We start from the raw sequence: 24658 nt of genomic DNA, 5'->3' as shown, positions 1-24658 counted from the left end.
CGTTGATATCCGAGTATTTTACAGTGACGGGCGGCGTTATGACATCCCCCAAGGATGGTAGTCAAGCTCAGAGGCGGCGGATCGAGACAGAAAGCTTGGTGGATATTTTGCGCTCTGGTTCAAGGCTTTATGCCAGTGGATTGAACTCTTGGGGAACTCAGACTGCCCAGCCAGACACTCTGGAGGTTGATTTTGCCTTTCAGCTCACTGGGGAGCTTGAGCCTATGAAGGCATATGTGAATGATGCTTTGTCAGCCCTGATTTGTAGAAATGTGATCAGCAGTTACACTATTCGCTATATAATATCCCGTCTGGGTAGAAGAGGGTCAATGGTCATTGGGGTTGTGACGTCATTACCTCAACAACAGTTGGCTGTGGAATTAAGCAAGGAATTTGCTGGTTTTTTTACCTTTCGGACCGCCGCCTCTTCAGCCAGTGAACAGCCTGAATATCTCTCGCAAATTCAGCAAAGCCTGGCGACGGGCAATCGGGATCAGTTTGACAAACTCTATCAAAATATGAGTCGTCAGATAACCGGGAATGATCCGTCTGGTTCCGGGTCGTTGGAAGTCAGTGAAGAGATTCAGTCCAGTGAAGAAGGGGCCGTGGGGGGGATAGTAACAGACCAGCGCCCACTACCGACAGCAATCATGTATCTGTACCGGGTGGAAGAAAAAAAAGAACATCCGTCATCAACCAAACCATTTTATGTGCTGTCAACTTCACACGACCTTGAACAAAAAACCGACGGATTATACCGATTCATTCCTATCCTGAATCTAAACAGATTTTTCTCAGGAATTTCTGTGACCAGTGATAATACTTTCCTACTGTCTGACCGGCCAGATACTCTGGACACCGAAATGTTAATTTTCACGACTTTTCTGGAAAACACTCAAAACACTCAAAACACTCAAAACACTCAAAACACTCAAAACGTACGCACTCCGCCTTCCGGAAGCCTTGTCAACTACAGAAAATATTACTATCAGATTTCCTATGTACAGAAAGAGGGTGAGTCTGAAATTGATTTTGTTAAAAGAGTCGTTGCTTCTGTGGGTGGTCTGTCCGTTAGTGACTGCTTTAAGTACGTCATATCGGGTGTCTCTCCGAGCGACACGCAGAGTATGGTAATCCATCTCTATTATACTCATTATGTCCCTGAAAATCTCTTGTTTGACAAGGTCAACGAAAGCTTTTTAAAACGGGCGCGAGCCAGTTCTGACAGTGCTTTTTTAATGCGGGAATCTATTTGGAGAGTAATGTTGGAATCCGGTCAAATCGAGTCGGGTCGTCTTGAACATTTCTGGACAGTCTTTGTTCGATGGCTGAGCTGTTGTGGGACATATGGTATCTGTATCAGGACTGAATCTGATCAGCAACAGGAACAGCCCGCTTATGAGCTGCCGAACCTTCCCCCCGATGACCCGTCCGGTCAGATGCCTGCTCGGAATCCAGGTAATGACGGGGCTTACGATGCATTACTTGGACCCCTTCCCCCCATTCCCCCCGATGACCCGCCCGGTCAGACACCTACTCTTGGGAATCCAGGTAATGACGGGGCTTACGATGTGCTTGTTCCACACCGGATGAACAGCCATGAATAGACCATTTACTGAAGACTGGGCCGCTACTTTTTTCAGGCTCCTGATACTGCTGCTGGGACTTGGCAATGGTGCTTTGACTGTTGCTGATGAGCAGGAGGTTGAAAGACCTGGCGTTTACTTTATTCAGGGAGTTTATACAGCAGGTGGTGAGTACTGTTTAGCCAATGAGATAACAAAGGGTGTCTATGTCTTTAGCAACCCCTGCGCTGATCAGGTTGCCAGGATTCGGTTATTGTCTGTCAGTCTGGTCGGTATTGACGGAACCCTGCATGCAGAAGATAGTTATTTATCTCTGGTTCGTATGAATGATTTTTCTGTTTTTGATATACGACCCAAAAAAAGCCGACCTGATATCGAAGGGTTGTTCAAACCTGCCAGCAATACGACTCTGGTCTGGTATCCCGATTTTGCCCGGAAAGATGTGACTTACTCAGAAAAAAACCTTGAAGATATGGGGAGTGGCAAGTTTAACATTACCCAGCCCCTTGCTTTGAATGCATCTGGTATCCTGGTTTACAAAGGTAATAGCCCGTTTTGCATGGTTGAAAAGCATGGTCAAAGCTGTCTGGCTTTGAAAGAGCCTTTTCTTGACTGGGGTGGACAGTATTCCTGTGCTGCTGTTAGCAGAACATCCGCAAATCTTAACTTTGAGTGTCCCCATAAATCCTATTACTGCTTGAATCTTTGCGAAGATGGCAAAAGTTGCCAGCTCTCTTATGGTTCTCATATTCGACCGAACCGGGTAGGATGTCAGTCCGGCGCTTTCTGTAACTTCAGTTATGTCCCTGATCATTTTAAAGCGCATTGTTCTGCCGGGGCCTGTGCTAGTCAGCAGTGGTTGTGGAATCAGAAATGTGAGTATGGCTGTTCATACGAAGCCCGCACAATATACCCCGATCTAAGGTACTTCCAATGTGATCAAACTGAACGGGATACAATGACGAGGGCAATCGTAGCTACCACTGCAATCCTCTGTACGGCTGCCTTTCTGGTAGTTTGTTCATTGGCAACGTCGATGTCACAAGATTTTAACAGGCACATCAAAAGTAGGAGATTTGATGGTGAGTACGGTGATTTTTGAGCTTCAGAGAATAGACAGATACCGGTCACCACGATCACAGATAATGCAGACAATGGTGGCACCTTTAACTGCCTGTGCCACACGCAATGCACCTGCTACAGCACCACCTGATGACAGGCCGCAGAAGATACCCTCTTTAGTTGAAAGTTCGCGCATGGTCTGTTCCGCTTCCTGTTGGGAAATGTCCAGTACCTGATCCACACGGCTTTTATCGTATATTTGTGGCAGGTACTCTGGAGCCCAGCGGCGAATGCCGGGAATGCTTGCGCCTTCAGCGGGCTGCAGGCCAACAATTGCAATGCCCGGATTTTGTTTCTTGAGATAACGGGAAGTGCCCATAATGGTTCCCGTGGTGCCCATGGCACTGACAAAGTGTGTGATGGTGCCCCGAGTCTGTTCCCAGATTTCAGGTCCAGTACCTTTATAATGAGCGAGTGGGTTATCCTCGTTGGCAAACTGATTGAGCACTTTGCCCTGACCACTTCGTTCCATTTCCAGAGCGAGATCCCGGGCGCCTTCCATACCTTGTGCCTGTGCTACCTCTATCAATTCGGCACCATAGGCTGACATGGATTTGCGACGTTCTTCAGTCATATTGTCAGGCATGATCAAAACCATCCGGTAGCCACGAATCGCGGCAGCCATAGCCAGAGCGATGCCTGTGTTTCCGCTGGTGGCTTCTATCAGGGTGTCGCCTGGTTGAATGTCGCCTCTGGACTCCGCTTCAGTAATCATGGATAAAGCCGGACGATCTTTAACCGAACCCGCAGGATTTTGCCCTTCCATTTTTAATAAAACAGTACTGGATGAACTGCTGGTCAGTCGCTGCAGGCGAATCAACGGTGTATTGCCGACCAGTGACTCAATGGTTGGGTAGTTCATAACGCAAAATTCCATTACAGGTTCATTAATTTTATTTTTCAGAAGGATAACTCATCACTAAACAGTGTGTCCCATACTCAAAGGTCATGACGATATTCCTCGTCTGTTTGCAGTACGAAGCGTCACTATTTTATCAACGTTACTACAAGGGTTTGTTAACGGGCAGAAACACCTGCAGAAACTCAGTCAATGATTCCATGCAGATTTTTAACATTCAGACACTGATCTTGACAGCGAATCCCGATACAATAAGTGTTTGCACTTTCAGGGCAGTCGGAATCCTTTCCATTGGGTGTGACTGCTAATGGTGGCTCAGTCAGTGGACTGGCTGTAGCCGCAGGCATCTCGTTATAATGCGACACTGAACCATCTGGAAAACGGTGATTTCCATCAGGCCGGCCTGTCTGCACTGTCAAAGGGCAACGATTGGTTCGCGCGGGATTATGACATTCTGCTGCTTGACCCGCCGCGCATCGGTGCCATGGAGATTATTGAGCAAATGGCACAGAGATTGCCTGATCGTATACTCTATATTTCCTGCAACCCTGGCCAGAGATGCAGGCGTTTTGGCGGAACAAGGGTTCAAGCTGGCAAGGCTTGGGGGTATGGATATGTTTCCGCAAACGGCCCATGTTGAATCCATGGGCTTATTTGTCAGAAGCTGGCGAGTCTGGGGAAGTTGAGGGCTCACAGCATGATCTCAGATCAGAATGAAAGAGTAATTGAAGGCAGTTATCTGCCCGCCGGAGAACACCCCGGCGCATCGGATATGGAAAGACTGATATGGTCAAGGTAAGAGAAGATCACCCAACCCGGTACGATGGGTCTGTCGATCTGGATGTCTGGTTAAGACGTCTGGCCGATGCCCATGGTATCAACGATACCGCACGTCTTCGGGAAGCCTGCGAAATGAGCCGTACTGCCGAAGAGCAGGCGCGTTTGCAGGCCGATACCGTATGGCCAACGGGGCCGGGCGCTTATCGAACCGGTCTGGAAATGATCGAAATCCTGGCCGAGCTGAAAGTTGACCCGGACTGTCTGGTCGCTGCAGCGCTTTACCGGGCGGTGCGTGAGCGAAAGCTGGCACTGAAAACGGTTGAAGAGCACTTTGGCACAACGGTTGCCGCCCTTATCAAGTCTGTTCAGGGAATGGCTGCCATCAGTACGTTGCTGAATCCTGCACGAACACAGGTGCTGGATCAGTCCCAGGATCAGCTGGAAAAAGTCCGCAAGATGCTGGTGTCCATTATTGATGATGTGCGGGTTGCATTGATCAAACTGGCCGAGCGTACCTGTGCTATTCGTGCCCTGCGGGATGCGGACAAGGAAAAACGTCAGCGCGTGGCCCGTGAAGTATTTGAAATCTATGCACCGCTGGCGCACCGTCTGGGCATTGGTTACATCAAATGGGAGCTGGAAGACCTGTCTTTCCGCTATCTGAAGCCTCAGGACTACAAGAAGATTGCCCGTCTGCTGGATGAAAAACGTCTGGACAGACAGGAGTACATCGACAATGTGGTTGAGCAGCTGCAGGAAGCCATGAAAGAGGCGGACATAGAGTGTGAAATCTATGGTCGTGCCAAGCACATCTACAGTATCTGGCGCAAAATGAAGCGCAAAGGGCTCGACTTCCGCGAACTGTTTGATATCCGGGCTTTCCGGATCATTACCCATCAGGTGCGGGACTGTTATGCCGCTCTGGGTGTGGTGCATTCCTTGTTTAACCATATCCCCCAGGAGTTTGATGATTACATCGCAACCCCCAAGGAAAATGGTTATCGCTCGTTGCACACGGCGGTGTTTGGTCCGAATGGCAAAACACTCGAAGTGCAGATTCGCACCGAGGATATGCACGAAGAAGCCGAGCTGGGTGTGTGTGCTCACTGGAAATATAAGGGCACTGACGTTAATGCCAAAAGCGACAGTTACGAAGAAAAGCTGGCCTGGCTGCGTCAGGTTATGGAGTGGCATGAAGAACTGGGCGACCTGAGTGGTATTGCAGAAGAGTGGCGCACCGATATTGAGCCGGACCGGATTTATGTCTTCACCCGCAATGGTCATGTGGTGGATTTGTCGGTGGGCGCGACACCGGTGGACTTTGCCTTCCGTATTCACTCGGAAGTGGGTCTTAAGTGTCGTGGTGCCAAAGTGGGCGGGCGCATTGTTCCCCTGAATCACACCCTGAAAACAGGGGATCAGGTGGAGATCCTTACCGCTTCCAACGCTCACCCGAGTCGTGACTGGCTGAACCCGGATCTGGGTTATGTCACCACCAACCGGGCACGTGCCAAAATTACCAGCTGGCTCAAAAAGCAGGATCGGGAGTCCAACCTGATCGATGGTCGCAGCCAGCTGGATGCCGAGCTGAAGCGTCTGGCTCTGACCGCTGTTGACCTTCAACCCTTGTTGAAGCAAACACCGTTTGAAAGTCTGGATGATATGTACGCGGCTATTGGTGCCGGTGACTATCGGATGGCACAGATCACTACGCTGGCGCAGCGCGAGTTGTCGCCGGAAGAAGAGAAAGACTTTGAGATTCGCACCAAACCAAGGCAGGAAAAAACCTCCGACAGCACCATTAACATTGATGGCGTTGGTAACCTGTTAACGCAGATGGCCGGTTGCTGCCAGCCTGTGCCGGGTGATGCCATCATCGGTTACATCACGACCGGTCGCGGTGTCAGTATCCATCGTCAGGATTGTAACAATGCGCTGATTCTGCAGAATCAGGAGCCGGAACGTCTGATTGAGGTCAACTGGGGTCACTCTCCCGAGTACGCTTACCCGGTGGAAGTGCAGATTCTGGCCTATGACCGGTCGGGGCTGTTAAGGGACATTACCGTTGTACTCGCCAATGAAAAAGTGAACGTGTTGGAAGTCAGCACCCGCACCAGCAAGGAAGACAATATGGCAACGATGCGACTGCTGCTGGAAGTGAATAGCCTGCAACAACTGGGCGTGGTGTTAGCCAAGGTGGATAAACTGCCTAATGTCATTGAAGCGGTGCGTTACCGTAAAGAAGCGAGAGGAAAGTAAGCCATGACACAGGGTTCTGACAGACGATTCAGTTACGACGATCTGGTGTATTTGATGAACCGTCTTCGGGACCCGGTGACGGGCTGCCCCTGGGATCTGAAGCAAAGCTTTGACACCATTGCGCCCTACACTCTGGAAGAAACCTGTGAAGTGCTGGAAGCCATTGCCAGCAAAGATCATGAAAACCTGAAAGAAGAATTGGGTGACTTGCTGTTTCAGGTGATCTTTCATGCCCGAATGGCACAGGAAGAGTCTTTGTTCGATCTGTCTGATGTGGTGCATGGTCTGGTCAGTAAAATGGTTCGCCGTCATCCCCATGTGTTTCCTGACGGGCATCTGCACTCTGAGCGTACCGGAGACGAAACTACAACACCGGAGCAGGTGACCGAGCGCTGGGGGCAGATCAAACAGCAGGAAAAGGCAGCTGTAAAGTCCGGACCGCTTTCTGCGATGCCCGATAAGCTGCCCGCAGCACTGCCAGCCATGGAACGAGCTAAAAAAATCCAGAAAGCGGCTGCGAAAACCGGGTTCGACTGGCCGGACTGCTCACCGGTGTACGACAAAATACAGGAAGAGCTTGCCGAACTTCAGGAAGCTGAAACCGAAAGTCAGGAGCGAGTGGCTGAAGAATTTGGTGATCTGCTGTTCGCTTGCGTCAATCTAGGTCGTCATTTGCAGGTAGATCCTGAACTGGCGCTGCGGCAAGCCACAGGGAAATTTGAGCAGCGATTCCGTACCATGGAATCACTGGCGCAGACTGAAGAACTGGAATTTCAGCAGCTGACACTGGAAGAGATGGAAGATTACTGGCAGCAAAGCAAAAGACATAACGATTAAAGGAAGTGTTACTTTTGTCATTTTTGTTATAAAGATTGTATTTCTGTTTGATCAGAGGCTGAGATGTATCTGAGTTGATGCAGGATGTGATAAAAATAGAACGCGCCTTTCTATGGTTTTGGAAGGGCTACGGCTTGGGAAAGCTGTAGTTTGGAGCAGATCCGGGTGCGTCAACCATTGAAGAGATGTTGACTGATACATGAAGCCAATCGGTAAATTACTGTTAATGCTCGAGTTGATGATCTGTTACGGACCATCCCTCTGTTACCTGATTATTGGTATTGCTTTTATACCTTTCTGGATATTGTCTGCGCTGAGTGGCGAGTTTCAGGCCATCACCATGGTGATGATGGTTGTGGGCGGTATCATTGGTCTCTTTGCTCTGCTGGCCCTGTGCTACAAAATCTGTAATCCGAAATCGAATACCATTTGTGATGGTAAAATTCGCCTGCTGTCGTTGATGGGCATGTTGTCGTCCATTGCGATTCTTTATTATGCGGATGCCATCGAGAAGTTGTTTGAAGTCTGGGCATTTCTATACCTGCTGCCGCTGGCTGCATCGTTGCATATTATCTATCTGGGCAGAAACTACTATTTTACCTGCTGCAATCGTCGAGACCCGTCAGACGAAACTGATTCGACAAACTAACCCGGTTTGACCTCTGTCTGTAAAAGTTCAGTTCGCCGTCGATAATCGCTTTAAGGCGATCACTTTAAAACGATCATTAGTGGCTGCGCTTATGTCTGATCCTCTTTCCCCCGATAACCGGACAAGTCATTCTCAGGGTTTGCCGGACTCTTTTGTGGTTTCTGATTCTCAGGACACTGGCAGTGCTGCAAACCCTGAGTTGCATAACCGTTTCAAAGCCCGGTTTGGCCTGCACAGTGTTGAAAAGCATGAGCCTGAAATGCGCTTAAGCTTGAAACCTTACCAGGGAAAAATTTCACGTTTTCAACAGGCAATAGGCAAAAGGCTTTTGCGTACCTTTGGCAAGGCTAAAGCGCTTATGACACCGTCGCGTATTGCCGATCCGCAACCGGTGCCAGAATGGAAACAGGCACGTTTTCCAGCTTCGGAGTGGAAAGAGCAGCTGTATGACAATCAGGTCGATATGTTTGTGCCAGATCAGAGCCTGCTCGGTAATATGGCTGACGCTACCGAGGGGTTTGCCCATCAGGAAAAGGCGGTTCTTTTTAACGATGGTGTTCCTGAACCCTCTGATATTGCTCAACTGGATCGGCGACATACCTGTTTTCTATTGGGTGCATTGGCTGGCTATGCTGCATCCCCTTTGGGTAAACCGCTGTTACAGCAAATAATCCGGCTTTACCCCGGAGGGTTTGTCGGGGTTAGCCTGAATGACCCGTCGCTGGCTGAACGTATTGTTAAAGTGCTGGTATCCAGTGATCGCCCCGTAGACCAGAATGGCAAAGACTATTACTCCTTTGGCAATGCTTCCGGCGCTCGCTGGGCAGGTTATATAGAAAAAGCGTGTCATGCTTTTCTTTTGGAGCAGAGTGCTAATGTCGCCAGGATGAAATCAGAGCTTTCGGAAGGCGGTGATCACCTTGAGGGGTTATTACGACTGCTGACCAGCAACAAAAAATCCGGTTGTTTAATCGATCGCATTGATATGTCTCTGGCTTTCAATCTCCTGCCACCGATGCCGGAACTCAAATCACCAGGTTCCGCGTTTAAACAGTCTGACAGTCAGGAGCTTTTTGATGTGCGTGGCGATGATCTGAAAAGCGAACTGAACAAGGATTTGATCATTTGCAACATTAAGCAGGGTATACCGGTCATTTTGGGTACCCGTGGCGACTGGCAGGGTAAACTGAATGCGACGTCCGGCACACCTACGGATCACGCTGTTGCTGTTTTGGGACCCGCTTCCATTGTCAGGGAAGGCAAAAAGGTAGAGGGTTTTTTAACTTATGACCCCTACGGTGAAGCGTTTGGCAGCACTGATATGCCATCGACTTCAGGCGATGCAACGGCTGTGAAGTCTGCGGGACAGGCTGTGCGCTTTTGCTCCTACGATGACATATACGATAATTTTGCCAGGCTCACCATTGCCCGTGGTGGTTTTGTACATGACAAGGCTTACCTCAATCAACTGGCTGGTGGTAAACCAGCCACCTCACGTCCGGATGATGGTTGGGAGCTGGTATAACCTATTGACCTCTATTATTGATGTAAATCATTTCCAACCTGCTATACCTTTCGACATAGTACCGGCATAGTACCGACATAGTACCGATATAGTACCGATATAGTACCGATACAGCACCGATATAGCATCGACAGACCACTGTTCAGGAATTTTATTGTGGATTTGCATCTGACACTGAATGAAGCCCGGGTGATTGGTTGCCTTCTGGAAAAAGAAAGCACAACGCCTGATCTTTACCCTCTGACACTGAATTCCCTGCTGAATGCCTGCAATCAGAAAAGTAACAGGGATCCGGTGTTGTCTTTGACGGCTGCCGAGGTAAAAAGCACGCTGGACGATCTGATTAAAGAACGGTTGGTCAGTGAGGAAGGCGGCTCCCGTACCTCCAAGTACCGTCACCGTTTCTGCAATACCCTGTTCAGTGACCTGAAGTGTTCCGGGCAGGAGCGGGCGATTATCTGCGTCATGCTGCTGCGCGGTGCCCAGACACCGGGTGAAATTCGCAGCCGTACCGGTCGTCTAGCTCAATTCTCCGATGTGTCACAGGTTGAAGCTGTCCTGCAGGATATGGCGGAAAAAGAGTGGGTTAAGCAACTACCCAAAGAACCCGGCAAGCGGGAGTCGCGGTTTGCGCATCTGTTTTCGGGCGATATTGAGGTGCCTGTCAGTGCTGTGGAGGCTGTTGCGGATGACAAAAAACGTATTCAAGAGCTTGAGCATGAAGTGATGGTACTTAAGGCAGAAATTGAGCGTCTGAACAGATTGGTTGAATCTTAGTTAGCGGTTCATCTGATAGCAGTTTTAGCCACTTGGAACTTGTTGAGTTTATTACGGTCTCAAGATCATGAACCGCTTCTGAAAAGATGCATACTTTTGAAAGTTCTTGTCACAAAATACGATTTTAGCAAGAGGTTATGATTAGAAGCACTTGCTATCACTATCAGGGAAGATAATGATGATGGATCCGTCAGTTTCTGCTCATAACAAGCGAAATAGCACCGATGTACCCAGCTATCGTGAACCATCTGATTTTAAATATGCTGTTACCGGGAAAGATGGCAAATCAAAAGGTTTCGCGCCTTTTGCTGTGCCCAGAAAGGTAAACACAATTTGGCTGGGTAAGATGAATGGAGGCAAAATTCCTGATGATCGCTTTGCCAATATGTTGTCTTTCTCAAAACAGTTTGCGGCCAGCGGCTGGCAGGTCAATGTTTGGGTAAACAAACCTATTATCTGGCATAGAGCGTGCTGTCAGCTCGCACTCGGTGAGGGTTCTTGCTTCAAAGGTCTGGCACTGGAAACGCATAGTTCCCCGTTGTGTTGTGAATCAGAGAAAAAAGATATTTCACTGCGCAAAATAAAGGTTTGTGAAGACTGGTTGTTATTCAGCCAGCTCGATAACGTTAACAAACAGTGTTACGACCGGTTCCATGAGCGTTATAACCTGCCTTATCTGAAAAACTTGAATGCAGCCGTAGTCACTGATGCCGCTGAAAAGGCTCCCGTTCTGCGTGCAGGCGTTTACGAAGCAGAACCTTTCAAAAAAACTCTTCTGGACTATTATCGGGAAAAGCTTGTGGGGCGGCGTAACTTTGCAGCAGCGGCTGACTTTCTCCGGTCAGCGGCACAGATATCCGGTGGTGTTTATGTAGACAGTGATACGAAAGCAGCCGGGGTGTCCGATCCTCCTTCGAAATTTGATGAGTTGTATGCACTGAACGGCATTATATTAGCTGAAGGCTGGAAGTCAGGTTATAACAATGATCTGTTTGCATCCTTACCTGATAGCCATCAGATTCAGTACATTCTACTGGATCAATACTGTCACGCCGTTATGTTTAAAGATCTGCCTTATGTCGTCTGGTCAAGAGAGACCGATGGCTATTCATGCTGGAGCAAAAGAGCTGTAGCTATTTCACCATCAGGTCTTAAAATGACTCCCCGCGAGTTAAGCTACTGTACCCATGGGCAGGGCAATAAAAACCTTGTTTCGCTGGCCGATGTGGCCCGCTTCCCCGGATATTTCTATCAAAAAGTAACCGGTGCTGTTCCTGCAACGCAGCAGGGTTTATATCGTGAAGACTGGCAGGAACAGATCAGTGAGAATACCGAAAACCTCCGGTTTGTTCTTACGCTTCATAGTCCCGGACCATGGACGCTGAATCGCATGGATGAGGTATTTGAACTCTCTGGCAAAGATTATTATCTGTTCGAAAATAGAAGTCCTGATGCTCCCCTGAAACAGATTAACCCGGATGAGACACTCAGTGTGACGGAGTGGGGCGGACTGACCAGAATGAACACTATTTCGTGGGATCAGGGGGGTAAAGTCTCTTCTAGCGAGCTTGAATCTTACGATGACAGTGAACTGGGTGAGCTGCAAATCAGTAAAGACCGCTGGCTGTCAGAACGTGATCATTCTTCAGGCTTGAAAGGTTCATGAGCTGAATCACTAATGCCCATCAGCAAAAATGGCTGATTATGAATTCGGTATTTTTGCCAGGGGATAGAGATATCATCGGGTACATTGTCTGTTGTTAACTCTCTGAAGCCAGCCAGAGTGTAAAATTCTTTCAGATGCTCATAAGGGTAACACCAGCAACTGGCGGGATATAAGGCGTTAATGGTGTCTTTCGTTAACTTAAGTCCGAAGCCTTTCTTTCGCCTTGATATCGCCACCCAGACGCTGCGCAGTAAATAACCCTGTGAGCGCGGACAGGCTCTGAGTGCTGCAATAATTTCACCCTTCTGACGGACGACAAACACCCGCTCGTCGGAGCGGGCTTTGCCTTTGTGGCCGTTGGCTTTAAAAAAACGGTTGACCAGTGGAAAGGCAACCGGTTGCAGTTCTTCAATCATTAGTGCTGTCTTTTGCAACACTGGCTTTCTGGGCACTGGACAGAATACCCCGCAACATATTCAGTTCTTTTGATTCCGGGCGTGCGCGGTTAAACAGACGACGAAGTCTTTTCATCACTTTGCCAGGGTGTTGCTGAATAATAAAATCGATATCTGTCAGGGTTTGCTCCAGATGCAGGTAGAATCGTTCCAGTTCTTCCTGAAGCGGGTAGTGGGCCTGCTTTGGCTGAATGTTTGCCTGTTCGAAACGAACCGAAGCCTTACGCAGTTCGTAACAGAGGATCTGGATCGCCGAGGCCACATTCAGTACCGGATAATCCGGATTGGCATCAATGCAGGTGTGAAAGTGACATTTTTCCAGTTCTTCGTTGGTCAGTCCCATGGTTTCCTGACCAAACACCAGGGCGACCGGCTGGTTCATCGATTCTTTCAACAGAGCTTCGGCACAGGCTTCGGCTTCCAGCATAGGACGGTTGCTGGCACTGTTGCGTGAGCGGGCACTGGTGCCAATCACTAAGGAACAATCGGCAATGGCGTCATCCAACGACGCAAACACACGGGCGTTTTCCAGAACGTCCATGGCTCCGGCGGCCATCGCATCGGCTTCCGCATCCGGGTAACGTTGTGGCGTGACCAGACACAGGTCGCTCAACCCCATGGTTTTCATCGCCCGGGCGGCAGAGCCAATATTGCCGGGATGGAAGGTGTTAATCAGAATAATTCGAATAGTTGACAGCATAATCCGGACGCATTTCAATTCAGTCGGGCATTATAGTGCGGTTCCCAGCGGCCTTAAATGGTGGCTTATAATATTCATTTATGAAAAATAATTAAATTTTGTACTGTGGTAATAACGGTGCTATCTGTTACAGTGCGACTCTGTATTTTCCGAAGTGTCAGAAGCTATTCACAATCTTGTTGAGGGCTGCATTTCTCGCCATTTTCGCTTTCCTCAAAAGATCATGAACAGCTTCTTAAGCGTTTGAGAGTTTCGTCTGATATGAGCAGTTCGACGGACAGGTTGGCTGAAAAGGCCGCCTATCGCTGGTTAATGGGACAGGTATCGCCTGCCCGAAAATGGTTAATAGCCTCTGTTTTGCTGGGTCTTTGCAGTGGTCTGTTGTTGATTGTTCAGGCTGCACTGTTGGCAGACAGCATCCACAAGCTGGTCATGAATGGTGTACAGCGCTCAGAACTCACCACGTCGTTAGGTGCCATTTTGTTGGTGCTGCTGGTGCGGTCGATTTGCAACTGGGGTCGGGAAGTCTGTGGCTTTAATGCAGGCGTTCAGGTGCGTGAAAGCATTCGCTCTGCCCTGTTGCAAAAGCTGCAACGACAGGGGCCGGTGACCATTGCTACCCGTCCGGCGGGCAGCTGGTCAACCCTGCTGGTGGAGCATGTCGAAGAGCTGCACGATTTTGTTGCCCGCTATTTGCCGCAGATGGCATTGGCCGCCCTGATTCCTCTGGTGATTGTGGTTGTCGCTTTTCCTCTTAACTGGGTGGCCGGTCTGGTATTTCTTGGCACGGCTCCACTGATTCCTCTGTTTATGATTCTGGTCGGATTGAAAGCGGCTCAGGCTAACCGTCGCAACTTCGAGTCATTGAATCGTCTGGGCGGTTTCTTTCTGGATCGTCTTCAGGCCATGGAAACTTTGCGGTTGTTTCAGCGCAGCACTTATGAAAAACAGCAACTGGAACAGGCCAGTGACGATTTTCGGGTTAAAACCATGCAGGTGTTAAGGCTGGCTTTTCTGTCGTCTACCGTGCTGGAGTTTTTTGCCTCGATTTCCATTGCCATTCTGGCTGTGTATCTGGGTATGAGCTTTCTCGGTTATCTGGATTTTGGCAGTTATGGTACGGGTGTCAGCCTGTTTACCGGTTTGTTTTTATTGTTGCTGGCGCCGGATTTCTATCAACCACTGCGGGATCTGGGCACTCACTATCATGCCAAGGCCAGGGCAGTCGGTGCCTGCGCTGACATTATTGAGGTGTTGGAGCAGGATGATATTGAGCACCTGACAGGCACTGCGATTTTGCCTGACGTTAATGAAGTGAGCATTGATGTGTCGGGTTTGTCAGTGGTGGCTCCGGGTGGTCAGACTCTGCTCTCCGACCTGTCTTTTTCGGTCAGTGCAGGAGAACGACTGGCGATTATCGGCCCTTCGGGTGCGGGTAAATCCACTCTGATTAACACCCTTATGGGCTTCTGGCACTACAGCGGTCAACTGCAGGTGAATGGTTGTGAGCTGAGAGAGGTGTCTCCCGAATCCTGGAGAAAGAACATTGCGTGGCTGGGGCAGCAGCCATTAATTATTGATGGAACTGTGTACGATAATGTGTGTTTTGGTCGTGAGTTGAGTCGTGAGCAGGTGCTCACTGCTTTGCATAATGCTCAGGCCATGGAATTTATCGAAAGACTGCCGTCGGGTATTGATACGCGGTTGCAAGAGCAGGGTGGCAATCTGTCCGTGGGTCAGGCGCAACGTATTGCTCTGGCAAGAGCCATTGCTGAACCCGTAAAACTGCTGATTCTGGATGAACCCACAGCCAGTCTGGATGCCCTGAGTGAGCGGCTGGTTCTGGATGCTCTGGAAGTCATTCCAGCGGATTGTGCCGTGATTACCGTGACGCACCGTCTTGAACAGATTGATTCCATGGATCGGATTCTGATGCTGGAACGTGGCAAGCTGGTCGTAGCCGGAGAACCTCAAACGCTGAAGACAGGTGACGCTTCCCTGAATGATCGCTACTTCCGCTTTGTATCCGAACTGAAACAGGAACAGGATCAGGAACAGGGAGTGATCAATGGGTAACCTGCTGCCGTTTATTAAACTCTATCGTCGCTATCCTGGTGCCATGTCACTGGGCGTACTGTTATCGATCACCACGTTACTGGCGAGTCTTGGCTTGTTGGCTCTTTCTGGCTGGTTTATTACTTCCACTGCAATTGCCGGTCTGGTGCTGGCAACGGCACAAAGCTTTAATTTCTTTACTCCCGGCGCAGGTGTTCGCGGTTTCTCTATTGCCCGAACGGCTTCCCGTTACTTCGAGCGACTGGTCAGTCACGATGCCACGTTCAAATTGTTGGCATGGTTGCGAGGCTGGTTCTTTGATCGTCTGGCCCCTGTGCCTTTGCACCGGTTAAAGCAGTTCCGTAAAGGTGATTTGTTAAACCGGCTGGTGGCTAATGTTGACGCACTGGATCAGTTGTATCTGAGAATGTTCAGCCCGATTCTGGCGGCTGTCGTGGTGATTCTGATTCTGTCGTTGGGTCTGAGCTGGTTCAGTACAGTACTGGGTCAGGGTGTTTTGCTGATGATGGGTGGCTGGTTGCTGGTGCTGCCGCCCCTGTTCTATGCATTGGGGAAACACAGTAGCAAAGCAAAAGGCATCAGCCAGCAACAGTTGCGACAGGCAGCACTGGATTATCTTCAGGGCATGGCAGAGCTTCAGATTGTGGGAACCGAGCCGGAGTTTCGTCAGCAGATCAATGACCGTGAACAGCAGCTGCACCAGCATCAGGCGATGCTGTCGAAGCTGGAAGGCTTGGGTTCTGCATTGTTAACCTTTGCTGCCGGCAGTTCTGCGGTTTTGATGTTGTATCTGGCAGCAGGTGAGTATCAGGCCGGCGTCATTTCCGGTCCGGTGATGGTGATGTCGGTGTTTGCAGTGCTGGCAGGTTTTGAAGCATTGATGCCGGTGCCCGGTGCTTTCCAGTTTCTGGGTTATACAACACAGGCCGCAGGCCAGCTGAAAGAAGTGATTGATCAGCCTCCGATGGCCTATGGTCAGCAGGAGCCAAAGGTAGAAGGACATGTCGTGTTTGACCGGGTCAGCTTTGCTTACGATCAGCTACCTGTACTGAATGAGGTGACTCTGGATATTCCTGCCGGTCACCATGTTGCCTTGTTGGGTAAAACCGGTTGTGGAAAATCGACACTGGCTGGATTGCTTACCCGCTATCACGACTGTGACAGTGGGCGGGTGTCGGTTGACGGTGTTCCGGTGACCGCGTTCAGCGAGAAGTCGCTTTATCGGATGCTGGCTGTTGTACCGCAGAAAACCCATGTATTAAGTGCTACTTTGCGGGATAACCTGAAACTGGCTGATCCTCAGGCAAGTGATGATCGATTGTTAGAACTGTTGCAGACGACAGGATTAAACCAGTTGGTGGCCGTTCGTGAGGCGCTTTCTGGAAAGGAAAATCCCCTTGATTTGTGGCTGGGGCAGGGGGGAATCACGCTTTCCGGAGGTGAGCAGCGTCGTCTGGCTATTGCTCGTGTCATGTTGAAGCCAGCCAGAATTCTGATTATGGATGAAGCCTCGGAAGGTCTGGATCGTTTCAGTGAACAGCTGTTGCTGAATCGCCTTCTGGAAGTGTACCAACATCGCACCGTGCTGATGATTACTCATAAACAGAGTTTGTTGCAGAAAATGGATGCGGTGTATCGGTTGGATGGAGGGCGCCTGGAAAGGGTTCAATCCTGATCGAATCCGAGTGCCTTACAGGCTTCCTGAGTCAGCTGCTCGATGGCCGGGTCATCATTCCCGTGAAGGTTATCTTTGTGAAGGACTCCTAAGTTAATGAGTGTCTGAAGGTGTTTTTGTTCTAACCGTTTATCTTTCAGTTGCAGTTGAAGAAACAGACGTGTGAACTGAACCTCCAAAGGGATAATTTTTCGGACAGGTTTTTTCTTTGCCGCTTCTTCGTCTGTCGGTGTTTTTATTGCAGGTGGCTGTTCACTGGTCGTCGTGGAGCGACGAGTGATCGGAATGCGTTTTTGCGTATTCAATGGTGGCAGGACAGGGTTTTCCGATGTGTCAGGAATCACTCTCAGGCTGGAGCCAATGGCACCGGCTTCCTGATGTTCATTGCGAATGTATCGACCCAATGCCCCGCGGCTTTTTTCGCCAGCCTTACTCAACAACTCTCCACGGCTTTTGTTAGCAAGATTGACAAGGTTGAGTAATGTTTCTTTGCTAACTGCTTTGTAAGGCTTTTCGGTGAGCAGCCCGCCATAGCAGCTCAGCTTGACGATGTTGGCTGCTTTCAATAATAGTTTGATGTCGGTTTCGGAAATATTTCTGTTGCGCAATTGCTGCTTAATATGATCAAGGGATGGTTGGCTGGCCTTGGGTGCTGCCAGCCTGCCCAGAAATGGCAGTGATTTTATCAATCGGCGTATTCCCCGAAGGTGGCAAATGCCTGTCGAGTCGTTTAACCATGTATTATTTTTTTGTAGTGCCAGCCAGGTAGATGTGCCGACAAGATCTACCGGACTGATCGGGTCGTTCATAGGAATCATCACTCTTTTCTATCAGAAGGTATCGGCGAGTGTGGGACTGTTTACAGCAGAGAATAATATAGACAGAGCTATTGCAGCGACTATCGAGAAGCTATAGCCGCTGCATGTCGATTCTTATATCTAGTGCTGGAAAGCTCTAATATGCATGCACCTGAAATTGTGTTTTGATCTGCACCCGTTTTACAACTTTTCCTTTGTTAGAAGCAGCACGGATGCAGTCAAAACACACCCAGAAAATCCACCTGTCAGACCAACAGCGTAAAGACCTTGAACTCATAATTCGAAAGCGCAAAAGTGGTCAATCACTTGTCCTCAGGGCTAAAATCATACTGGCCGGCGCAGAAGGAAAAAGCTTACTCGGAACAGCTAAAAAATTAAAATGCACCAGAGAAACAGTTACCCGCTGGCGTAAACACTGGGTCGAGCGATCCGATGAACAGGCCACTCTGGAAAAGCTAAAAGAAGCCCCAAGGCCAGGCACTCCACCTAAGTTTACTGCTGAGCAGATTTGCCAGATTATTGCTCTGTCTTGCGACAAGCCAGAAGATCATGGCTACCCTTTCAGCCACTGGTCAGAAAACTCATTAGCCATGGCGGCAGTTGACACAAAAATCGTCCCATCTATCTCACAAAGGCAGGTGGGGCGTTTTTTAAAATCAGGCCGACATTCGTCCAGATAAGGTCAAGGGTTGGGTTGATACTCCAAAAGACGAGGAGTTTGAAATCCGTTGCGCTGATATATGTGACACCTACCAGAAAGCAGTTGAACGCGCTGAACAAGGCATCAATACCGTTTCTTTTGATGAAAAGACAGGTATGCAAGCTTTGGAGCCGGTGAAACCAAACAAACTGGTCAAACCGGGTCACATAGAAAAGCGTGAATTTGAGTATACACGTCATGGTACGCAGGCTTTGCTGGCCGGTATGGATGTGGTTACAGGAAAAATAATTCCTCTTATTCGAGATACTCGAACGGAGCAAGATTTTTCTGACTGGCTGGATATTGTTTTAACCAGCGATCCAAATGCGGCAGGTTGGCACCTGGTCATGGACAGATTGAATACCCATATGTCAGAAGCGGCTGTCATGAAGGTTGCAGCTATCGAAACACACCAGCGGATGAACTCGGCGTCAAGGGTAAGTCAGGTATTTTGAAAAATATGGAGACTCGGGCGGCTTACCTCAGTGACCCATCCCATAAAGTTATATTCCATTACACACCAAAGCATGCGTCATGGCTGAACCAAATTGAAATCTGGTTTTCAATTTTGGTGAGACGGTTCTTGAAAAGAGGCACATTTACATCAACTGAAGACCTGAAAACCAGACTTCATGGCTTTATAGATTTCTTCAATGAGAGGATGGCCAAGCCTTTCAAGTGGACTTATAGGGCTCGACCTCTGCAAGTATAATGATGTATGGATATTAGCGCTTTTCAGCACTAGGTTGCAGAGACCGGTTCGGGTATTGCACTGCGCCGACGTTGTCCCAAAAATATCAGCCCCAGAAGCAATAGAGCCGGAATCCAGATCAACTGTCTTGGCGGGCGTTGAACGTCTACTTCCAGACGGTTCAGGCTCCAGTCAAAGTCAATGCCAGCTGACTCTGCCGGACTGTCAAAGCTGACCATATCCACTTTTAGTTCACCGTCTGATTCATAGGTTTGCAGTCCCATGAATCTCAGCTGCTGGTCTGCACCTGCTTCTGGCCCTGTAGGCAGAATGCTGAGTTTGCTGACGAGTCTGCCATCAAGGTTTTCGCCAGATACCCACAGCCGTACCTCATCGTTCAGAGGCACGTTTTCCAGTCCGGCAACAATCTGTTCTCCTTCGTATGTCTGGTAAGGATCATAGATCTGATCCCACCAGAAACCGGGGCGGAACAGGGTAAAGGCAATCAGCAGCAGCCCAATGGTTTCATACCAGCGGTTTTTAGTGAGCCAGTAACCTTGCGTTGCCGTGGCGAATACCAGCATGGCGGTCAGGGCACTGGCGACAACGAGCACCAGTTCCAGCCAGCTGTCCACTCCGATCAACAACAGTTCGGTGTTGAAAATAAACATAAACGGCAGAACCGCAGTACGGATATCATAGGTAAAGCCTTGAATACCGGTGCGGATGGGATCGGAACGGGCAATGGCAGCAGCAGCAAAAGCCGCCAGACCGACCGGTGGCGTGTCGTCTGCCAGTATGCCGAAATAGAACACAAACAGGTGAACGGCTATGAGTGGTACAATCAGCCCGGACTGGGCCCCCAGCGTCACAATGACGGGCGTCATCAGGGTGGAGACAACAATATAGTTGGCGGTGGTCGGCAGACCCATGCCCAGAACGAGGCAGATTAATGCAGTGAATACCAGCATCAGAATGACGTTACCGCCAGATATCCATTCCACAAACTCGGTCATGACCAGCCCGATGCCGGTCAGGGTCACGGCACCCACCACAATACCTGCGGTCGCCGTAGCCACACCAATACCGATCATGTTGCGGGCACCACTCAACAGCCCGTTCAGCATATCGAACCAGCCTTGCTTTATCTCACTCACGTCTGGCTGCTTTCTAAACCACGACAGTAATGGTTTATGGGTCAGAGTGATAACAATCATCACCAGTGTTGACCAGAAGGCTGATAAGCCGGGCGAGAAGCGTTCAACAGTGAGGCACCAGAGCAGTACGACAATCGGCAACAGATAGTAGAGGCCGCGCTTCAGTGTCGGGCCGGGGTCGGGGGTGTGGCTGAGAGTGGCTTCGGTATCCTGAGGCAGGTCGGGTTGCAGTGAAGCCAGCTTAACGAGGCCAACGTAGCTTAGCAGTAAGGCGCTGCCAATCACATAAATGGCATAGTCACCCATATAGCCCCGTGTCCAGCCAATGCCGTAATAGACGGCAGCACCCATTACACACAGTCCGGCAAAGGTTCCGGTAAACGACAGTAATGCCTGCAGTTTGGTACGGGTATGTTTGCGTGGCAAGCCTTCCATTCCGGCTTTTACTGCTTCAAGGTGAACAATATAAAACAGGGCTATGTAAGAGATGATGGCGGGCAGGAGTGCCGCCTTGATCACTTCCAGATAGGAAATCCCCACATACTCTACCATCAGAAAAGCGGCTGCTCCCATAATAGGGGGCGTGAGTTGACCATTGGTGGAGGCAGCAACTTCTATAGCGCCCGCTTTGTGGGGCGGGAATCCGACCCGCTTCATTAGTGGAATGGTAAAGGTGCCGGTCGTCACGACATTGGCAATGGATGAACCGGATACAACGCCACTCAAGCCGGAAGAAACCACTGCGGCTTTCGCGGGGCCGCCGCGCATATGACCCAGCAATGAAAATGCAACCTGAATGAAATAGTTACCGGCACCGGCTCTTTCCAGCAAGGCACCGAATAACACAAACATGAAAACAAAATTGGTGGATACCCCCAGGGCAACGCCAAAGACGCCTTCGGTTGTGATCCAGAAGTGGGACATGGCTTTGTTAAAGCTGGCGCCTTTGTGAGCAATGACATCCGGCATGTAGGGACCGGCAAAGGCATAGGTGATAAACACCAGTGCAACGACCATCAGGGGAGGTCCCAGTGCACGACGGGTAGCTTCCAGTAGCAGGATAATGCCCGAAGCAGCAACAAACAGATCCATGGTGGTTGGAGCACCCGAGCGATAAGCCAGCTCGGAGCTGAAAATGTACAAATAGGCAGAGCTGAAACTGGCAAGGAGTGCCATCATCCAGTCGTAAACAGGAACGTGGTCACGATACGACTTGCGCCGTGCCTGAAACGCCATGAAAGCAAGAAAGACCGCAAAGCTCAGGTGAATGGCCCGGGCCTGAGTGTCATTGAAAATACCGAATTTGAAAATAAAAGGCAGTGGTGATGCGTACCACAGTTGAAACAGAGACCAGCAGAGTGTGACGGCAAGGATGAGTCTTCCTGTCAGACCAACCGGGCTTCGTGCCCCCTGGTCGGATTGCTGGGCAATTTTTTGAGCCTCCCTGAGAGCCTCTTTTGATGTTTTGACTTCCATGGGAAAACCTGACCTGAACGTTAATCGATGAATTCCATAAACAACGGTAAAACCCGGTGAACCGGGTTTTACCATTCATGATTGACGAACAAGAATCACTTCTTGATCAGGCCAGCTTCCATAAAGTAGCGTTCAGCGCCTTTATGCAGAGGTGCTGACAAACCATCGGTAATCATTTCTTCCTTCTTCAGAGTGCCAAATGCCTGATGCATTTGTTTGAAGGTAGAAAGGTCTTCAAATACAGACTTGGTTACCTGATAAACCGTTTCATCGCTCAAACGGGTTGAAGCAACAAAGGTGGCGGCGACACCAAAGGTTTGGACGTCTGCATCGTTACCACGATACATGCCGCCGGGAATGGTGGCGGTACGGTAGTAAGGATTTTCGCTGATGAGTTTATCGACGGCTGGACCGGTGACGGTGACCAGGTTGGTATCACAGGAAGTGGTGGCTTCTTTCAGGGAACCACTGGGGTGACCGGCAGTGAATACAAACGCGTCGATTTTGTTATCGCACAGCGCTTTGGCCTGTTCGGAGGATTTCAGCTCGGAAGTCAGAGAGAAGACTTTTGTTGTCCAGCCACTGGCTGCCATGAGTTGCTCCATGGTGCCGCGCTGACCAGAACCTGGATTGCCGATATTGACGCGCTTACCTTTCAGGTCTTCAAAGGTTTTAATGTTGGCGTCTTTACGGGCAAGCACAGTAAAGGCTTCAGGATGGAGTGAGAACACGGCACGAAGTTCTTTGTCCGGGCCATTGGCTTCAAACTTGCTGGTGCCGTTGGTGGCATGGAACTGCCAGTCTGACTGAACAATGCCCATGTCCATATCACCGGCGCGAATGGTGTTCAGGTTATAGGCAGAGCCGCCGGTGGATTCCACAGAGCAACGAATGCCAGTGTCTTTACGGGAGCGGTTAACCAGACGGCAGATTGCGCCACCGGTTGGGTAATAAACACCGGTTACTCCGCCGGTGCCAATGGTCACAAACTGTTGCTGAACGGTTGGAGAATTGGCGCTGACGGAAGAAACCGCGATGCCTGCCCCGAAAATAGCCATACCTAATGTTTTTAGTACTGTCATAGGTCGCTCTCTGTTGTGGTTATATTTATTATTCAGCCATGGATGGATAGCTAACAGATCATTTCAGCGAGTAGACCATCCGGCTTTCAGCCTTCCATTCTACCCAGACCATTTGCCAGCAAGTGTTGCTCTCTGACAATGTTTTTGCTCTTCTATCCATTCATGGTGTGCAGTGTCCGCAGTGAGCCACATTACTATTAAGTGTGGTGTAGACGCTAGTACTAATTTTGGATTCTGTGAACAGCCCCATTTGAGTAGCTTGTTGCGGGTGTATTTTGATCAGGTTTGTCCAAACTCTAATGACTTGGTTGACTGTGTTCTCATCGTTACGATGATTTATTTTGCAGACTTTAGTATGAAAATAGAACAGTTGTGAATGATGTTTGACGTCATCTGATTATCTACTTTTGAGAGTTCGATTTAATAAACTTTAAAATTAACCCGTACGTCATGGCAAAATTGAATGCTGAAATAATAGTGGCGGGCGTTGCGAGTTGTATTAATAACTGATGTTACGCACCTTAAACGAAGGAATCAGGGCTACAGAGCAATGACCTCGTTCGGAAACCTTGATGATTCGTAGAGGGTGCGTAACTCCAGTTAATAAAGGATAGTGCTCATAGTCGTTATTTGTCAGGAAGGCATTTACTATAGAATAAGATATATGTCCGTACATTCCATACCTGGAAATAAAGTAGACTACAGTGTATCTGTTAAAATTAGATGTTCCTTTGTGTTTGTGATAATAGTGCAGAGCTATTGAAGACAGTTCCATTGACAGCCCGTCTGTCACCATTGAGATCATGCCATAATAGTGAGCTGAGGATATTCCTGCAATCAAAAAACTGCTATGAAATAAATATTCAGGGCTACGATTTATTACTGAATCTATAAATTCGTAAATGGCATAGCCGAGGCTCATTAAGGGTATAATTGTGTCTCCGGATCCTTCGGGTTGAAAGCCACTGGATACCCTTTCTTCGTAAGATTGCTGTCTGGTTAGATAATAATAACTGGCTCCTAGTCCTACCGGTAAATGATGCAGTAAAGCATAAGAGTCGTAACCGGTTTTTCCCTTGATGTTAAGATGGTCTAACGAAAAAAGGAGGACAGGCATTATAAAGGGTATAGCATTAAGAACACCTGACTCAGAGGCTCCTCGGTTGAACAAAAGATGTTTTTCTGTGTTATCAGGAAATGCCGGATCTGATTCTGAGCCCCATTGGCTATCCATGTCATTTTCTTCTCTTGGAGTACAGCTAAGCCATGGGGTTGTTAATAGCTTTTCACCCAAAAGACTGTTTAGTAATAATTTTGAATGTGCATCAAGTTCTTTTTGTAACTCGGTGTCTGATAGTTTTTTACAATTAAAGTCGTTAATTAATCGGGCTTCAAAATGGTCTTTTTCGGAAAGGTATTGATCCGACGTATGGTATTCCGAATCTGCCTTTGTCATTACAGGTTTCAGAGAGAGTGCTAATAGAATGAATCCTGTTATATGAGTTCTGTCTGATAATCGGGATTTGATGAGCGTAACGAATTGTAGCAGTGAAAATACTTGATAGTAAGCACTGTCTGGCATGTCTTTATAATCCGAACTTAAATTAATATTAATTTTTAGTAGACTTCTTCAGCCTTTATTGAGTTTTAGCAACAGACTCCGGATAAGTTAAGGCTTGGTTTTGATGACTGGTTGAAGATAACCATAATAGAAGTAACCACATATTGACGACAGAAGATCATAGTAGGCACACTGACCCGAATACCC

21 protein-coding genes are annotated in these 24658 nt (G+C 48.9%); 14 read left to right on the top strand and 7 right to left on the bottom strand.

Annotated features, from left to right (window positions below):
• The first annotated feature begins 38 nt into the window (after positions 1-38).
• Entirely contained in the window at positions 39-1607 is a 1569-nt protein-coding gene (locus tag EZMO1_RS14700) for a hypothetical protein (protein WP_145912613.1), read from the top strand.
• Positions 1600-2688 (top strand): hypothetical protein, encoded by a 1089-nt coding sequence (locus EZMO1_RS14695; RefSeq protein ID WP_061509548.1) that lies wholly within the window; start codon positions 1600-1602, stop codon positions 2686-2688. Before EZMO1_RS14700 ends, EZMO1_RS14695 begins: the two co-directional genes overlap by 8 nt.
• 3 nt (positions 2689-2691) lie before the next feature.
• Here EZMO1_RS14695 and cysM read toward each other — a convergent pair whose 3' ends face one another.
• Positions 2692-3570, bottom strand: a complete 879-nt coding sequence (gene cysM, locus EZMO1_RS14690) for a cysteine synthase CysM (protein WP_034872616.1) — start codon at positions 3568-3570, stop codon at positions 2692-2694.
• Positions 3571-4051: 481 nt separating this feature from the next.
• Here cysM and EZMO1_RS26890 point away from each other — a divergent pair, with 481 nt between their 5' ends.
• The 7 genes from EZMO1_RS26890 (at position 4052) to EZMO1_RS14655 (ending at position 12060) form a co-directional block, all read left to right on the top strand.
• A complete protein-coding gene (locus EZMO1_RS26890; protein WP_160173996.1) occupies positions 4052-4207 on the top strand; it encodes a hypothetical protein in 156 nt (51 codons plus the stop codon).
• Between the two features lie 146 nt (positions 4208-4353).
• Positions 4354-6606, top strand: coding sequence for a GTP diphosphokinase (gene relA / locus EZMO1_RS14680; RefSeq protein ID WP_034872620.1), 2253 nt, complete (start codon positions 4354-4356; stop codon positions 6604-6606).
• Between the two features lie 3 nt (positions 6607-6609).
• Complete coding sequence (mazG, locus tag EZMO1_RS14675) at positions 6610-7443, top strand: nucleoside triphosphate pyrophosphohydrolase (protein ID WP_034872622.1); 834 nt, start codon at positions 6610-6612, stop codon at positions 7441-7443.
• A 199-nt stretch (positions 7444-7642) separates the two neighbouring features.
• Positions 7643-8092 (top strand): hypothetical protein, encoded by a 450-nt coding sequence (locus tag EZMO1_RS14670; RefSeq protein WP_034872623.1) that lies wholly within the window; start codon positions 7643-7645, stop codon positions 8090-8092.
• Positions 8093-8183: 91 nt separating this feature from the next.
• On the top strand, positions 8184-9617 hold the full coding sequence (locus tag EZMO1_RS14665; RefSeq protein ID WP_034872625.1) for a hypothetical protein: 1434 nt from the start codon (positions 8184-8186) through the stop codon (positions 9615-9617).
• A gap of 156 nt (positions 9618-9773) precedes the next feature.
• Positions 9774-10394, top strand: a complete 621-nt coding sequence (locus EZMO1_RS14660) for a YceH family protein (RefSeq protein ID WP_034872627.1) — start codon at positions 9774-9776, stop codon at positions 10392-10394.
• A gap of 175 nt (positions 10395-10569) precedes the next feature.
• Positions 10570-12060, top strand: a complete 1491-nt coding sequence (locus EZMO1_RS14655) for a glycosyltransferase family 32 protein (protein WP_034872629.1) — start codon at positions 10570-10572, stop codon at positions 12058-12060.
• Here the strand turns inward: EZMO1_RS14655 and EZMO1_RS14650 are convergent.
• A complete protein-coding gene (locus tag EZMO1_RS14650) occupies positions 12033-12476 on the bottom strand; it encodes a GNAT family N-acetyltransferase (protein WP_034872630.1) in 444 nt (147 codons plus the stop codon). The genes EZMO1_RS14655 and EZMO1_RS14650 overlap by 28 nt on opposite strands.
• Positions 12469-13215 carry a tRNA (cytosine(32)/uridine(32)-2'-O)-methyltransferase TrmJ gene (trmJ, locus tag EZMO1_RS14645; protein WP_034872631.1) on the bottom strand — a complete coding sequence of 249 codons (747 nt, stop codon included), beginning with the start codon at positions 13213-13215 and terminating at the stop codon, positions 12469-12471. The genes EZMO1_RS14650 and trmJ overlap by 8 nt, the downstream gene beginning before the upstream one ends.
• Positions 13216-13476: 261 nt before the next feature.
• On the opposite strand from trmJ, the gene cydD reads away from it, so the two are divergent.
• Together cydD and cydC are read left to right on the top strand one after the other, a co-directional pair.
• Complete coding sequence (cydD, locus tag EZMO1_RS14640; RefSeq protein WP_034872632.1) at positions 13477-15291, top strand: heme ABC transporter permease/ATP-binding protein CydD; 1815 nt, start codon at positions 13477-13479, stop codon at positions 15289-15291.
• The gene (gene cydC / locus EZMO1_RS14635; RefSeq protein ID WP_034872633.1) at positions 15284-16966 is read left to right on the top strand and encodes a heme ABC transporter ATP-binding protein/permease CydC; all 1683 of its coding nucleotides are present in this window, start codon (positions 15284-15286) and stop codon (positions 16964-16966) included. The genes cydD and cydC overlap by 8 nt, the downstream gene beginning before the upstream one ends.
• Here the strand turns inward: cydC and EZMO1_RS14630 are convergent.
• Positions 16957-17775 carry a hypothetical protein gene (locus tag EZMO1_RS14630; protein ID WP_145912612.1) on the bottom strand — a complete coding sequence of 273 codons (819 nt, stop codon included), beginning with the start codon at positions 17773-17775 and terminating at the stop codon, positions 16957-16959. The genes cydC and EZMO1_RS14630 overlap by 10 nt on opposite strands.
• Positions 17776-17996: 221 nt before the next feature.
• Here EZMO1_RS14630 and EZMO1_RS14625 point away from each other — a divergent pair, with 221 nt between their 5' ends.
• The 3 genes from EZMO1_RS14625 to EZMO1_RS28225 all read left to right on the top strand — a co-directional run bounded on the left by EZMO1_RS14625 (position 17997) and on the right by EZMO1_RS28225 (position 19196).
• The gene (locus EZMO1_RS14625; RefSeq protein ID WP_034872639.1) at positions 17997-18464 is read left to right on the top strand and encodes a helix-turn-helix domain-containing protein; all 468 of its coding nucleotides are present in this window, start codon (positions 17997-17999) and stop codon (positions 18462-18464) included.
• A 136-nt stretch (positions 18465-18600) separates the two neighbouring features.
• A complete protein-coding gene (locus EZMO1_RS27370; RefSeq protein WP_034872640.1) occupies positions 18601-18939 on the top strand; it encodes a transposase in 339 nt (112 codons plus the stop codon).
• Positions 18940-18944: 5 nt separating this feature from the next.
• Complete coding sequence (locus EZMO1_RS28225; protein ID WP_034872641.1) at positions 18945-19196, top strand: transposase; 252 nt, start codon at positions 18945-18947, stop codon at positions 19194-19196.
• A 29-nt stretch (positions 19197-19225) separates the two neighbouring features.
• On the opposite strand, the gene EZMO1_RS14610 is transcribed toward EZMO1_RS28225, so the two are convergent.
• From EZMO1_RS14610 to EZMO1_RS14600, 3 genes are all read right to left on the bottom strand, one after another.
• Complete coding sequence (locus EZMO1_RS14610) at positions 19226-21808, bottom strand: TRAP transporter permease (RefSeq protein WP_034872643.1); 2583 nt, start codon at positions 21806-21808, stop codon at positions 19226-19228.
• Between the two features lie 95 nt (positions 21809-21903).
• On the bottom strand, positions 21904-22890 hold the full coding sequence (locus EZMO1_RS14605) for a TAXI family TRAP transporter solute-binding subunit (RefSeq protein WP_034872645.1): 987 nt from the start codon (positions 22888-22890) through the stop codon (positions 21904-21906).
• A gap of 499 nt (positions 22891-23389) precedes the next feature.
• Complete coding sequence (locus EZMO1_RS14600; RefSeq protein WP_034872647.1) at positions 23390-24346, bottom strand: hypothetical protein; 957 nt, start codon at positions 24344-24346, stop codon at positions 23390-23392.
• Positions 24347-24658 lie beyond the last annotated feature (312 nt).

Origin of the sequence: Endozoicomonas montiporae CL-33, from assembly GCF_001583435.1 — a bacterium.
GTDB classification, from domain to species: domain Bacteria; phylum Pseudomonadota; class Gammaproteobacteria; order Pseudomonadales; family Endozoicomonadaceae; genus Endozoicomonas_A; species Endozoicomonas_A montiporae.
The sequence above is the reverse complement of the archived record's forward strand: the minus strand, read 5'-3'. Positions and strand labels throughout refer to the sequence as shown.